The sequence below is a fragment of the Litorimonas sp. RW-G-Af-16 genome (assembly GCF_048319245.1).
In the GTDB taxonomy this organism is placed as follows: domain Bacteria; phylum Pseudomonadota; class Alphaproteobacteria; order Caulobacterales; family Maricaulaceae; genus Litorimonas.
The window spans coordinates 333,097-348,286 of record NZ_CP166993.1; the positions used below are offsets into that span (position 1 = coordinate 333,097).

At 51.8% G+C, this 15,190-nt stretch carries 8 protein-coding genes; 4 read left to right on the forward strand and 4 right to left on the reverse strand.

Going from position 1 to position 15,190, the window contains the following annotated elements; all coding sequences use genetic code 11:
• Nucleotides 1–77: 77 nt before the first annotated feature.
• Entirely contained in the window at nucleotides 78–1,388 is a 1,311-nt protein-coding gene (locus AB8615_RS01615; protein WP_418152544.1) for a UDP-glucose dehydrogenase family protein, read from the forward strand.
• Here the strand turns inward: AB8615_RS01615 and rfbA are convergent.
• The 4 genes from rfbA to rfbC are packed head-to-tail and all read right to left on the reverse strand — an operon-like array spanning nucleotide 1,385 to nucleotide 4,770.
• Nucleotides 1,385–2,251 (reverse strand): glucose-1-phosphate thymidylyltransferase RfbA, encoded by an 867-nt coding sequence (gene rfbA / locus AB8615_RS01620; protein ID WP_409433207.1) that lies wholly within the window; start codon nucleotides 2,249–2,251, stop codon nucleotides 1,385–1,387. The two genes, AB8615_RS01615 and rfbA, sit on opposite strands and share 4 nt — an antisense overlap.
• Nucleotides 2,241–3,278 (reverse strand): dTDP-glucose 4,6-dehydratase, encoded by a 1,038-nt coding sequence (gene rfbB / locus AB8615_RS01625; protein WP_409433208.1) that lies wholly within the window; start codon nucleotides 3,276–3,278, stop codon nucleotides 2,241–2,243. The genes rfbA and rfbB overlap by 11 nt, the downstream gene beginning before the upstream one ends.
• A gap of 42 nt (nucleotides 3,279–3,320) precedes the next feature.
• Nucleotides 3,321–4,211 carry a dTDP-4-dehydrorhamnose reductase gene (gene rfbD, locus AB8615_RS01630; RefSeq protein WP_409433209.1) on the reverse strand — a complete coding sequence of 297 codons (891 nt, stop codon included), beginning with the start codon at nucleotides 4,209–4,211 and terminating at the stop codon, nucleotides 3,321–3,323.
• 7 nt (nucleotides 4,212–4,218) lie between these two features.
• Nucleotides 4,219–4,770 carry a dTDP-4-dehydrorhamnose 3,5-epimerase gene (rfbC, locus tag AB8615_RS01635; RefSeq protein WP_409433210.1) on the reverse strand — a complete coding sequence of 184 codons (552 nt, stop codon included), beginning with the start codon at nucleotides 4,768–4,770 and terminating at the stop codon, nucleotides 4,219–4,221.
• 279 nt (nucleotides 4,771–5,049) lie between these two features.
• On the opposite strand from rfbC, the gene AB8615_RS01640 reads away from it, so the two are divergent.
• The 3 genes from AB8615_RS01640 (at nucleotide 5,050) to AB8615_RS01650 (ending at nucleotide 15,138) form a co-directional block, all read left to right on the forward strand.
• Nucleotides 5,050–8,385 (forward strand): M10 family metallopeptidase C-terminal domain-containing protein, encoded by a 3,336-nt coding sequence (locus AB8615_RS01640; protein WP_409433211.1) that lies wholly within the window; start codon nucleotides 5,050–5,052, stop codon nucleotides 8,383–8,385.
• A 283-nt stretch (nucleotides 8,386–8,668) separates the two neighbouring features.
• Nucleotides 8,669–11,608 (forward strand): calcium-binding protein, encoded by a 2,940-nt coding sequence (locus AB8615_RS01645; protein ID WP_409433212.1) that lies wholly within the window; start codon nucleotides 8,669–8,671, stop codon nucleotides 11,606–11,608.
• 158 nt (nucleotides 11,609–11,766) lie between these two features.
• Nucleotides 11,767–15,138: a beta strand repeat-containing protein gene (locus AB8615_RS01650; RefSeq protein ID WP_418152545.1), complete on the forward strand. Its 3,372-nt coding sequence runs from the start codon at nucleotides 11,767–11,769 to the stop codon at nucleotides 15,136–15,138.
• Nucleotides 15,139–15,190 lie beyond the last annotated feature (52 nt).

The window sequence follows — 15,190 nt, forward strand, 5'->3', positions numbered from 1 at the left end:
AACGGTGTTGGGTCTAGGCGTTATCTCCGAACTCTGGCATAGGAACTGCGATACACTGAATGAACTAGGACGACACAATGCGAATAACCATGGTGGGTACAGGATATGTCGGCTTAGTCTCCGGCGTATGTTTTGCAGATTTTGGACACGATGTAGTTTGCGTCGATAAGGACGCGAAAAAAGTCGAAACTCTGAAAGCTGGCGGCATCCCGATTTTCGAACCGGGGCTAGAAGACCTTGTGCGCAAAAACGTCAAATCTGGCCGTCTGAATTTCACGACAGATCTCGCCGAAGCTATGGAGGGGGCGGACGCAGTATTCATCGCAGTCGGCACACCCATGCGGCGCGGCGACGGATTTGCAGACCTGACCTACGTCTATGCGGCGACCAAGGAAATCGCAGCGCTGATCAAGGGCTATACTGTGGTTGTCACCAAATCGACCGTGCCCGTCGGGACAGGGGATCGCGTCGAAGAAATCATACGCGAAGTCAATCCGAGCGCGAAATTTGATGTGGTATCTAATCCAGAGTTTTTGCGCGAAGGCGCAGCGATCAATGACTTTAAACGCCCAGACCGTGTTGTCGTCGGCACAGACTCAGCGCCCGCCAAAGCGGTGATGCGAGAGCTATACCGCCCTTTATTTATAAACGAAACGCCGATCATGTTCACATCGCGCCGCACGTCTGAATTGACGAAATATGCGGCCAATGCATTCCTCGCGATGAAGATCACTTTCATCAACGAAATGGCCGATCTTTGCGAAGCCGTGGGCGCGAATGTGCAGGAGGTCGCCCGGGGCATTGGGCTAGACAAACGCATTGGCTCGAAGTTCTTACATGCTGGGCCTGGCTATGGTGGCTCATGCTTTCCCAAAGACACGCTCGCCATTATTCATACAGCCGAAGAATATGATGTGCCGCTGCGATTGATCAGCACAACAGCGGACGTCAACGAGGCGCGTAAGACCTCCATGGCGAGCAAAGTCGTGGCGGCGTGCGGCGGCTCTGTCGACGGAAAAACGATCGCTGTTTTAGGGCTAGCGTTCAAACCCAATACGGACGATATGCGCGATAGTCCGTCCATCGCCATCATCGAAACCCTGCAAGCCCAAGGCGCCATTATCCGCGCCACAGACCCCGAAGCCGTCCATGAAGCCAAAGAGATTTTCAAGGACGTGACCTATTGCGAAGACGCTTATACTTGTGCGAAAAATGCGGATGCATTGGTCATCGTGACAGAGTGGGATCAGTTTCGCGCGCTGGATTTTGCGCGTTTAAAATCTGTTATGCAGACGCCTGTGATGGTTGATTTGCGCAATGTTTATCAGCCCGATGACCCGCGCTTAGCAGAGTTTAAATATGACAGTGTCGGGCGCGGCGCGAATTAAATAATTGTTTTGAGGTATTGCGCGTAGCCACCTTCGCCGAGGCGGTCAATTTCCGCTTGGAACATCTCTTTGGTAATCCATTTTTTGGTATAGGCGATTTCTTCGAGGCTACAAATGCGCCGGCCTTGTCGCTCTTGGATAACGCTGACAAATTGCGCGGCTTGAAACAAGGATCGATGGGTGCCCGTGTCGAGCCAAGTTGTGCCGCGCGGCAAGCGCTGAACATCTAGCTCGCTCGCGTCCAGATACATCTGGTTCAGCGCCGTTATTTCTAATTCTCCACGCGCCGATGGAATTAATTTCCGCGCCATATCTGGAGCTTTATTGTCGTAGAAATAAAGCCCTGTCACAGCATATTGCGACTCGGCGACTTCGGGTTTTTCAACCAACGCCAAAGCCTGACCCGCACTGTTGAATTTAACGACACCGTAGCGTTCGGGATCATTGACGTAATAGGCAAAAATCGTTGCGCCCGAAGGCTTTGCATCTGCGATCAGGGCAGCTTTTTTGACGCTATCGCCAAAGAATAAATTATCGCCCAAGATCAGAGCGCATGGGGCACCGTCGAGGAAGTCTTCTGCTATAATTAAAGCCTGCGCGATCCCGTCTGGCGAGGCTTGTTCGGCATAGGAAATCGAAATACCCCATTGCGATCCATCGCGCAGGAGGGTTTGAAACGCGGCCTGATCATGCGGGGTGGTGATAACCAAAACATCGCGAATTCTACACTCCATCAGCGTGCTAAGCGGATAGTAAATCATTGGCTTATCATAGACTGGCATGAGTTGTTTGGACACAGCGATAGAGCTAGGATAAAGGCGTGTGCCTGTGCCGCCCGCTAGGATAATACCTTTACGCGACATGTTGCGCTTGTGAGTTTGACATAGCGGGCTTCCACCAGTTCTGATTATCTAAATACCACTGCACGGTCTGGCGCAGGCCGTCTGAAAAATCTGTCTCTGCTTCCCACCCAAGATCGCGTTTGATTTTGGCAGAGTTAATTGCATATCGCTGGTCATGCCCAGGGCGATCCGTCACGAATTTAATTAATTCACGATGGGGTTTATGAGCGGGCGACAATTCATCCATCAGGCGGCAAATCTCTTTGACCAAATCAATGTTTCTGCGCTCGCAATTCCCGCCAATATTATAGCTCTCGCCGATCACGCCGCGCGTGTAAACATCCAGTAAGGCTTTGGCGTGATCTTGCACAAATAGCCAGTCGCGCACATTTTCACCTGCGCCGTAAACAGGGATTGGCTCCCCCGCGAGCGCTTTGGCGATCACCACAGGAATGAGTTTTTCGGGATATTGAAACGGGCCGTAATTATTTGAGCAATTTGTTAAGATAACAGGCATGTCATAGGTTCGACCCCATGCACGAACGAGGTGGTCAGATGCCGCCTTTGACGCGGAATAGGGGCTACTGGGTTGATAGGGCGTATCTTCGGTAAAGGCGGGATCAGTCGCCTCTAGATCCCCAAAAACTTCGTCTGTTGAAACATGTATGAAGCGATGCTCGGCATCAGACTCGCGCCATGCGTGTTGTGCGGCTTGCAAGACATTCGCTGTGCCCATGATGTTTGTGCTGAGAAAATCATTCGGCGAGGCAATAGACCGATCAACATGCGACTCTGCGGCCAAATGGATCACGCCGTCGGGACGGTGATCTGTGAAGACGGCGCGCAGTTTATCGCTATCGCGAATATCGACCTTGGCGAAATGATAATCGGGATGGGAGTCTATGTCTGACAGCGTACCAGGTAGGGCAGCATAGGTCAGACAATCGACATTAACCACGCGGCACCCGCGGCTTAAAGCCTCGCGCAGCACAGCGGAGCCAATAAACCCCGCGCCGCCTGTGATCAGAAGTGTCGACTGTTGCGTCATACATAGTCAATATGCGAGCCTTGGGGCAGACGCAACGTGGAATTAGGTTACGAACTCAGCCCAAGCCACATCAACCATATCTCGCCAGTCGGGTAGATCGCAGCCGAAAGTTATCTCGAACGCTTGGGTCTCTAGTGCAGAGAATTTGGGGCGGGCGGCGGGTGTCGGGTAGTCCGAGCTTGAAATGTCTGTGACGACCGGCACGAGTGGTAACCCCTTGGGCGCACGTTCAAAGATTGCCCGCGCGAAATCTGCCCAATGGGTGATAGGGCCAGAATCTGTGACGTGATAAAGGCCGGGATTGGGGTTTTGCAGCGCGGCAAAACAGGCGTCAGCTAATGTGCGCGTATGGGTGGGTCGTCCGTATTGATCGGCGACAATGCGCAAAGCTTCGACCTCTCCCATTTTGCGTGCCATTGTCGTGAAGAAATTGCGCCCAAACCCGTCATAAAGCCAAGAGGTGCGCAGAACGGTCGCTTTGGCGTAAGTCATTACTGCCTGCTCCCCCGCCAATTTAGATCGGCCATAGGCGTTGATCGGAGATGTTTCGTCAGTTGGTAGATAGGGCGTGTTGGCTGTTCCGTCGAACACATAGTCCGTGGAAATGTGGATCAGAGGAATGTCGCGGCCTTTGCTAAATCGCGCAAGACTGGCGGGCGCGGTTCTATTTAATTGCATCGCTTCATCAACCGCGTCTTCGGCGCGGTCAACCTGTGTATAAGCAGCCGCGTTGATCACAGCATCAATCTGCGGCAGCCGCGCGAGGGCTTGGGAAATAACCGTTTCAGACGCCGTCAAATCACAGCTATCTCGCCCAAGAAAAAATAGTTGATGACCGCGAGTTTCGCCCGCGCGACGAAGGGCTTGGGCCAGTTGACCTGACTTTCCAAGAACGGCGAATTTCATCGGCTTGTGGTCTGTTTGGGATGACATAAGCAGGCTATAGCTGCGCTAGGTCTGAGAGTGATGGGGCGGTTTTGTCTTTCTCCGAAACAATCGCGTCCGCCTGCGAAATACCCCAATCTATGCCTAGCTCTGGATCTGCCCAAAAGAGCGCGCCTTCATGCTGGGGCGCATAGTAATCCGTCGTCTTGTAGAGGATTTCGCAATGATCTTCTAAGGTAATAAAGCCGTGCGCAAATCCTGAGGGCACCCAAAAACTGGAGGCAGAATCGGCATCCAAAACAACCGCGATATGCTGCGCAAAGGTGGACGATCCTCGCCGTAAATCAACGATCACGTCCCGTAACCTCCCGCGACTGCACCGCACCAACTTGCCTTGTTCTGCGGGGGCACGCTGAAAATGCAAGCCGCGGACCGTGCCAGATTTGACAGAACGCGACATATTTTCCTGCACAAATTCAACGTCTTGGCCGATAGCCTCGCGGATTTGATGAAGGCGGAAGGTTTCGCAAAAAACGCCGCGCTCATCCGCAAACTGCCTCGGCGTGAGGAGGACTGGCCCTTGAATGTCAAACGTCTCGATGTTCATACCGACAGCATGACATAGTTTCGCGCATGAGAAAACGCCTTGTTGAGATGAAATCTTGGGGGATGTGAGTGCGCTTTCACCTTACATTCACCTTAAGTATAGTTATATCCCAATTCATGCAATTACCGTTTCATTTGCGCCTCATTTCAGGCTAAACTGCCAAATATAAGGGTGTTTAGGTGGTGGGTGTGGGCGCCATTTATACGTTAGGGTATTTGAAACCCCAGCGCGCTAAGAGTGACCAGACTCCCTGACACGGGACAAAGACCAGGATGAATTATGTTTAAACCGTTTGATTTTGATGCGCTGAACGGCGTTACGCCTTTGCCTCTGAACGAGGCTGTGTCCTTCACGCGTGATGCGGTTGATATAACGCAGGTCGCAAGTTTGTCGTTCATGCCGGCGGCGTTCTCGGCAGATATAGCTCTGGCGCCTGCGCCTCTCTTGATCCAAGGCGACATGATCACCTTGATTGCACAAGCGGCGATTACGGCCCTGATCGATAATGGTCACTTCTTCACAATGGACAATGACGGTTGCGGCTGTTGTGGTCACGATCACGGTAATAACGAAAAGCAGCAAATCATTGAGTTGGCGGCAACCCTGCAATCGGCGATTGATTCAGGTTTGATCGCGCCAACGCTGGCAGACTTGATCGGTATGTCAGTCGAGGAAACGGGCGGCGATCCAGAGGTTATTCTCGAAGCTGTGAAAGATATGTCAGACACTGCCTCTGCGGAAGTGCCGACGATTTCTTACATGGACTCTGTGCCTGGAAGTTCTGCCACGACGGCGACCCTCGCGATTGGCGGCACTGTCGCTGGCACGCGCGAAACGGGCACGGATGCGGACTGGTATCAAGTCGACTTGGTAGCAGGTCAGGCCTACACATTTATCATGCTCAGGGATGGGGCGAACCCACACACTGACCCTCTGATGAGCTTGATTGGCACAGACGGAACGACAGTTTTGGTCACCAATGATGACATTGATAGTAACGGCGACGGTGCGGGTGACAACCAAAATTCAATTATCGAGTTCACGGCGACAACGACTGGCACGTATTATATTTCCGCTGAGGGTTGGACCACTACAACTGGCGATTACACGATCTATGCTGAAGAAGGCACAAACCGCCCTGACTTCACACTGGATCAATCGGCTTTCTTTCTGACGGATCAATTTAGCGTCGGGCGTAGCTGGGGTGACTTAAACTTGACGTATGACGTATCAGGCATCACGGCAGGGGCGCAAAACTTGGCAATCCTCGCAATGCAAGCTTGGGCAGATGTCTCTGGCCTGACGTTCACGGCCGTTACAGCGGGTCAAACGGCAGACATTACGTTCAATGAAGACCGCACAAGCGACGACGAAAGTACACCTGACATAGACGAGTCAGGCAATGCGCAAGCTTTCGCGAGTTCAGCTTTTAATTCCAATGGCGAGATTACGTCCGTCACCGTAACGGTGTCTGATAACTGGGATACGAGTTATGATCTGAATTCTTACCGTTACCAGACTTATTTGCACGAAGTTGGCCACGCGCTGGGCCTTGGCCATGGCGGTCCTTATAACGGCAATGCTAGCTACGCCACCAACCGCGCGTATAATCAGGATGCGTGGAATTATACGGTCATGTCTTATTTCGATCAGGGCGAAGCATCCAATGGTACGCCGCGCTTAGTGCTAGGCCCACAAATGGTCGATATTATCGCCATCCAGAATCTCTACGGCACCAATCCTAACGGCACATTCTCAGGCGATACAGTTTATGGATTTAATTCCAATGCAGGCGGTGTTTTCGATTTTGAAAATACGTTTTTTGCCAATGGTATTCGTCCGCCGTCATTGGCGATCTTTGATTCCAATGGGATCGACACGCTGGACATGTCAGGCTTTAGCGCAAACCAGACGATCAATCTAAACCAAGAGACGTTCTCCTCTGTCGGTGATAATACGAACACGTCCATTCCGACGGACGCGCTGGTCAACAATCTCTCTGTCGCACGCGGAGCCGATATTGAAAACGCGATCGGCGGCAGCGGCAATGACACTTTGCTTGGGAATGGCCTTAATAACACGCTCACAGGCAATGGCGGTAACGACACAATCAATGGCGGCGGCGGTGACGATACGGCCGTCTATTCAGGATTGCAGTCGCAATACACCGTCACAGATAATGGCGACGGCACACTGACCGTCCAAGGCAGTGAAGGCACAGACACCCTCTCTGGCATTGAATTCCTCAAATTCTCCGATGTGACAGTGGCCGCTGGCACAACGTCAGGGCCGGTCTTCACCGAAGGCGATGACGAGGAAAACGGCACGGAAGGGGATGACGTTCTCAACGGTCTTGGCGGTGATGACGAGATTGACGGCCTGGGTGGGAATGATACCATCACGGGGGGGCTGGGCGATGACTATTTGAACGGCGGGTCAGGCGTGAACACGCTGACGCTTAACGAAGGCGAGGACGTTGTCGAAGTCACATTGACAGATAACGGCACCAATATCGTCACGGATTACGATCACTGGAATGATGAGATTATTTTCGAAGGCGTGGCTGGCCTAACCGCCGCGGGTATCGGCGCGTCTTATAATGCGGCGAACAATACAACGACCTTTTTCTATGGCAGTAGTTTGACGATCATTGACGGCTTCCACACGACGGGCCACGTTTTATATGAAATCTCTGGCCCTAACGGGAGCGCTGGGGGCGACATTATAGATAGCGATAATGATATTGCCGAGAACTTGCTGGGAAATGCTGGCAATGATGTGATTATCTCAGACGATGCGGGCGACTACCTATTTGGCGGCGCAGGCGATGACCGACTTGTGGGTGGGCAAGAGCTGCAATTCCTCATCGGCGGCACGGGCGATGACCGTCACTATACGGGCGAAGCCATCGGCACTGACCGCGGCGTGGACGCACATTATACAGGCGAAGGCCGCGATAGCGTGATTATCGATGTCCTCAACTGGGGCGTAGATTACATCTATGACTACGAAGACGGGAATGATAAAATCATTTTCGCCGCCGAGACAGGGCTGACATCCTCAACGCAGCTTGGCTTTGCGTATGACGGACCGCAAAATGTGACGACAGTCTTTTACGGGTCGTCGCAGATATTTATCTTCACGCAAATCGAGCAATCTGACTTGCTGATTGAGCGCCAAGGGGATGACGTCAATAATACGATCTTTGGCGATAATGGCGGTGACTATGTTCTTGGCAATGGCGGCGATGACATTCTCTCGACCTATAATGGGGATGATTGGCTCAACGGCGGCATCGGCAATGATGTGCTTTACGGCGGCGGCGGTAATGACCGCGTGGAGGGCGGCTTTGGCGATGACCTCTTATATGGCGGCGCAGACACAGATACCTTCGTTTTTGGCGCAGATTGGGGCGCGGACACGATCCTCGACTTTAACGCGCTCGAAGGCGACACACTTCTCTTTGACGGGATCGCAGGCTTGACCTCCGCCTCGCAACTTGGCCTGTCATATGACACAGCGTCGGATACGACCCTCGTTTTCTACGGCTCCGACACAGTGCTAGTGAACGGTCTGGTGACCGTCGACGACATAGATGTGGATCTGTTCGTCTAGAGCGCCAATCAGCTAGAGCTAGAGACTTAGAAAGCGGCCCTCGGGTCGCTTTTTTTATGCGGTAAAGCGCTTTGATAATTCAACGCGCCGCGTGACGCCGATCACAGCGCCCATCCCAAGAAATTGACAAAAAGTAAAAATAAGAGTAACGCAAATCCAGTTTCCGGGGCGCAAATTGGAAGCATTTTTAAAGTATACACCTTAAGATATGCATTGCAGACAAATTCCCCCTGATTTAACAATCAATAGCGGCTCAGCCGTGACATCAAAGTGGGAGAATATAATGTCGCAAATTCAAGCTTTTAGTGATCCAATCGAAGTCGATTCAGGCTCAGGTACTCTGGAAGATCCAGATGTGATCGAATTGGCCAATGGCTATATTTTGGTCGTTTGGGAATCAAATAAAGTGACAGGCGTTAGCCCCGGTGATGGCGTCGATCTTTTGGGCCGTATTTATGATCAATTCGGCGTTTTGGTAGTCGATACGTTTCAGGTAAATTCTCAGGTATTGGACACAGAACGGAATTTCGACATAGCCGCGACACCAGATGGTGGATTTGTTGTCACCTATGAATCAAACGGGAGTGATAATGACTTGCTATTCGACCAATACGGGTTTGATACATCAACTAATATGGTCACTGCTAACGTCGGACCTATCATATTATTGAATGACGCCGATGGCGGCGAAATACCCTCCTCCCCAGTCGTTGCAGTTGGCAGTGCGACTGAAGCCATGACAGCATATTTGGTGCTGAACGATGCAGGCACCAGCTTCAATTTAGACACAAGATCCTACGATCCCTCTACGCAGACTTTAGATGCAGCACAGAATTTAACTAATTTTACAAATGGCGGCGCTGAAGGTGTGACGGACCTCTCCATGACAGCCCTTACATCGGGTGATTATGCTCTTGCCATTGGTAATAAAAATGTTGGCTCAGACAGTCTCTTTGTTTACGTCCTAGATACGGACGGGACGGTGGTCCAAAATAATAATACCTCTGTCGCGGGTGAAATCAGCAGTGTAGTAGTTTCTGCGTTATCGGGCGGACGGGCGGCAATCGCCTATGTTATCGACGGTAATGTTGTGACGCGGATTTTGAATGCGGACGGCACATTTACAGCAGAAGTCGTCGTCAAAGACGCCGCAACCAATTTGCTCGACATCGATATTATCACGCTAGATAGCGGCGATTACGTTGTTTCCTATGATTACTCAAACAATGCTACGATGGGCGCGCAGGAAGTCAACGGAACCACGGGTGCGCTACAAAATAGCGAGTTCATTATTGGCACTGGCACGCGGGATCAACCGGGCCTTGCAGCCCTTAGCGATGGCCGCATGGTGGCCGTTTGGGATGACGGCTCTGAAATCAATCTGCAATTCTTTGATGGGCGCGACGCGATTACGGGCGCCAATGGCCTGCAAATTGGGACGAGCGGGGATGACACGTTTGATCAAGGGTCTGGCGAAGATGCCTATGGTTTGGACGGAAGCGACACGATCACAGAGAGCACCGGGGATCGTGCAGACATATTTGCCGGAGACGGCAACGACACTGTCATCATAACATCCCTTGCGGTTTATGAAACATTCGATGGGGGTGCCGATATTGACACCCTACGAATGGCGGACACGACAGACAACGTAACGATCAACCTCGCGACAGAAACTTTCACCGGTTTTTTTGGAGAAACCGACACAATCCTTAATTTTGAAAATGTCGTAGGCGGAGACGGTAATGATACCATCACTGGCAATGACCTCGGCAATATTTTGCAGGGACGGGCGGGCGAAGACGAGATTTTTGGCGGTGCTGGCGATGACCAAATCAATGGCGAAGTCGATGATGATATTCTGAACGGCGAGGCTGGTAATGATATAATTCAAGGGGGATCGGGTAATGACACGTTAAATGGCGGGTCAGGAAACGATCAACTCGACGGCAATGGTGGCAATGATGATTTAAATGCGGGCAATGGTAATGATTATGCTGTGGTTACGACAGGCATTAATGATCTCAGCCTTGGGCTTGGCACAGATTATTTCCTGACAGGAGAATCCGACTCTGCGATCACCGTCATTGAAGATTTTGACCGTGCGCATGATGATATTGGTCTTATATTCGGGAGTGTCTCCGAGTCGTCTGAACTGGGATATAGCTTTGACGCGGCAACTGACATCACAACGGTTTTTGATGGTGGTATAGCCATTTATATCAATGGCTATGTCCCGCAAGACGCGATCTTAGTCTCTGTAAATATTGCAACCGATGGCGCAGATATTTTAGGATCAACCACTTCTGCCGCTGAAAACATTGTTGGTGGGGGCGGCGATGATGTCATTGGGGCTCGGGTCGGACTTAGTGGAAATGATTTAACCGACGGCGATTTTGCTTATGGCGGCGCGGGGGATGACAGCTTGTTTGGCAGCTCTTCGACACAATATCTGCTCGGCGGAACGGGGGATGATTATCAACAGGGCGGTGCCGCGGAGAGCGACGGCATGGGCGGGCTGGTTGCGTCAACGGGCGTCGATGTTCACTATACTGGCGAGGGCCGGGACACGGTCTATATCAATGAGTTGAGCTGGGGCGTGGATTATGTCTATGATTACGAGGCTGGCCAGGACAAGATTGTCTTCGGCGAAGACCTTGGCCTGACGTCTGCGGGTCAGATCGGCTATCTCTATGATGCGCCGCAGAACTTTACCTTCCTCTTTTACGGTGGACAGCAAGTGCTGGTCTTCGGACAGCTAGATCAAGACCAAATCCTGATCGAGCGCATGGGCACGGACGGGGCGGAAGCCATGTTTGGCGATGCCTTTGGCGACTATATCCAAGCGGGGGACGGCAATGATACGCTGTCCTCTTTGGGCGGCGATGACTGGCTGGAAGGCGGTCGTGGTAATGACCTTATGTTCGGCGGGACGGGTGATGACCGTCTTGAGGGCGGTACAGGCAATGACACACTCAATGGCGGCACGGGCGCAGATACATTTATCTTCGGCCATAGCTGGGGAGCTGACAGGATCAATGACTTCAACGCGCTGGAAGGCGATGTGCTGCTCTTTGATGATGTCTTCGGCCTGACGTCCAACACGCAGCTGGGCATAGATTATAATAGCGCGACGAACCAGACGATCGTCTTCTACGGCGACGACACCATCGTCATTAACGGCCTCGTCACCGTCGACGACATCGTGGTCGATACGGCGTAAGCGCCCGCAAATATAACGCGAATAAAAGCCCGCCCGTGACACCACGTGGCGGGCTTTTGCGTGGTTCGCTACCCCCTTTTGTATGGGCCGCCTTCTATTGACAAAGACTTGATCTTAGAAAATGGTATTTATGATAACATTCAACCAAAGGATATGTCATGGCTATTTCGTCTGGTACCCCGCAAACTCCCGGCCAAGTCTGCAATTTTACAGTCTCAGTGAGCGACCAAGACGGCATCGATATTACAGAATGGGGCATCTACACCTTCGCCTCTGGTATCTCGATTGAGAACACCTCCGGTACGGCCATCGACTTGAGACATAATAGCGAGGCGGGCGTGTCCACAGTCACGCTCTCCAGCCAAGTCACAGGATCGACCAATGGCGTATATCTAAGAGGGCAAACAAATTTCACTCAAACCGCTAATTCCACCATTATCGGCACAAATGGCGTCGGTCTCTTTTTGGCAGGTGCAGACGGCAGTGACGTGGAAATTCTGGGGACAGTAAGCAGTAACAACAAAGCGATTAACATTAATGACAATGACGTTGATCTGACGATTGGCGCCAATGCCAACGTCATCAATACGGGCACGAGCGGAAACAATGAAATCATCGATGTCACTGGTGATAATAATACAATCAATATCAGCGGCACACTGACGAGTGCATCGGGCGAAGGTCTTGAAGTGCGCGGCGCCAATAATCAGATTGATATTGCAGCGTCCGGCACGCTCACAACTGGCGATAACGGTATTTATTTTGACGGTAACGACTCTAAACTAACGGTCTTGGGAGAGATTGTTGCCACGACGGATGCGATCAACATGTTCGGCGATAATATCAGCCTGACCTTGGCTCAAGGCAGCACGATTACGTCTGGCAGTCAGGCCTTCTCTATGTCGGGCAGCATGATGACAGCGGTCATAGCGGGCGCGATAAATTCCACGACTAATATTAGTATCAATGGCGGCGGAAATTTCACCTTCACGAACACCTCGCAGACAATTATTTCAGGGTCGTTTAACGGGATTAATTTCAACGGGAATGAGGTTGTCAATTTGGACTTTGCAGGTTCCCTGACGTCAGGCGTTGGCATTAGCGTGAGCGCCGAGAACAGCTTTGCGACTATTTCAGGGGATATCAATGTCCTGACAGGCAACGGATTGCAGTTCACACTCGCTGATAATTCGGACGTTATTGTGTCGGGTAATGTAACGGCAGAACTCGTTGGCATGGCGGTTGGCTCTAACACGACATCGACCGTGACGGGCGTGATCACGTCTAACTCCAATAATGTGTTCACGGCATCGGGTAGCGGGAACGAGACCACAATTAGCGGCACCGTTGGTATTGGCGCTGGCAATACGAATGGCGCAGCTTACGTCTCGCAAGTCTTAGCAGTGAACGACCCTGGTAATACCCTGGTGCTTTCTGGGACGCTCAATGGCGGCATTACGGGTATCCGTATTGGCTTAAACAGTGATGATACGATTCTCGTAGAAGGCACTGGCATCATCAATGTGAACAGCACATTTGGTGTCGGCTGGGGCATGGACGTCTTTGGCGACGGCACAGCCATAGATATGGCGGGCACCATTAACTCTAATGTTGGCGGTATTCGCATATTCGCCAATGGCACAGATGTGACCGTTACAGGCGATATTAATTCTGACAGCACGGGCATTTCGATCGAGCAACCTACAGCGGCCACAACTGCCAACACCCTCGACTTCTCGGGCAACATCACAGCGGGCGGGGACGGCATCGTCTTAGCGGGCGATGTGAACGCTACGATTGGCGGTACGATCAATGCGGGCGGGACAGCACTTGTCATTCAAGACGGCGGCCTAAACCTCACTCTCACAGGCACACTCAGCGGTAGCACAGCCATTGATGCTGATTTCTTTACGACATCCACATTGAACATCACAAACCTTGGCACGATTGAGGGTGATATTTTACTCAATGATGGGGATAATGTCTTTGATAATACGGCGGGCGTAATTTTAGACGGTGCCAATGTTTTCCTCTTCGGCGGTAATGACACATATTTCGGTGGGTCTTTGCGCGACGAAGTCTATGGCGGTGAGGGCGACGACGAGATTTTTGGCGGTGCGGGCGATGATGAATTGTTTGGTGGCTTTGGTGATGATGAATTATTTGGGGGCGCTGGAGACGACAGACTAAATGGTAATAATGGCACCGATATTCTCTTTGGCGGCTTCGGGGATGATCAACTCATCAGCAATGATGGAAGTGACACACTTAATGCTGGAAATGGCAATGATTATGTCGAAACAACGGGCCAAGGCGTACATACTTCGTCCTTCGGATTGGGGCGAGATTTACTCGCGACAGGCCTTCAATTTGGGACGATAACGACCGTCACAGACTTTGATAGATCGCACGATAATATTATCATATTCGAAGTGGGTGCAACCCAGTCTTCAGACCTCGGCTATAGCTTTGACGCGGCGACGGACATAACAACAGTATTCTATGGAAATCTCGCTATTTATCTAAATGGTTATGTGCCGCAAAATACGATTATTGCCTCAATCAATATAGCGACGGCTGGCGCAGATTTACTAGGATCAATCAGTTCTGCCGCTGAAAATATTATTGCTGGCGCTGGCGATGATATCATTGGCGGACAAGTTGAATTTGGCGCTAGCGTAGAAGAGCTTTCAGACGGCGATTTTGCTTATGGCGGCGCGGGGGATGACAGCTTGTTTGGCAGCTCTTCGACACAATATCTGCTCGGCGGGACGGGGGATGATTATCAACAGGGCGGCGCGGCGGAGAACGACGGCATGGGCGGGCTGGTTGCGTCAACGGGCGTCGATGTTCACTATACTGGCGAGGATCGGGACACGGTCTATATCAATGAGTTGAGCTGGGGCGTGGATTATGTCTATGACTACGAGGCGGGCCAGGACAAGGTTGTCTTCGGCGAAGACCTTGGCCTGACGTCTGCGGGTCAGATTGGCTATCTCTATGATGCGCCGCAGAACTTTACCTTCCTCTTTTACGGTGGACAGCAAGTGCTGGTCTTCGGACAGCTAGATCAAGATCAGATCCTGATCGAGCGCATGGGCACGGATCAAGCCGAAGCTATTTTTGGTGACAATTTCGGCGACTATGTCCAAGCGGGTGACGGCAATGATACGCTGTCCTCTTTGGGCGGCGATGACTGGCTGGAAGGCGGTCGTGGTAATGACCTTATGTTCGGCGGGACGGGTGATGACCGTCTTGAGGGCGGCACAGGCAATGACACACTTAATGGCGGCACGGGCGCAGATACATTTATCTTCGGCCATAGCTGGGGTGCTGACAGGATCAATGACTTCAACGCGCTGGAAGGCGATGTGCTGCTCTTTGATGATGTTTTCGGCCTAACGTCCAACACGCAGCTGGGCATTAATTACGACAGTGTGGCAAACCAAACGGTGGTATTCTTCGGCGACGACACCATCGTCATTAACGGCCTCGTCACCGTCGACGACATCGTGGTCGATACGGCGTAAGCGCCCGCAAATATAACGCGAATAAAAGCCCGCCCGTGACACCACGGGCGGG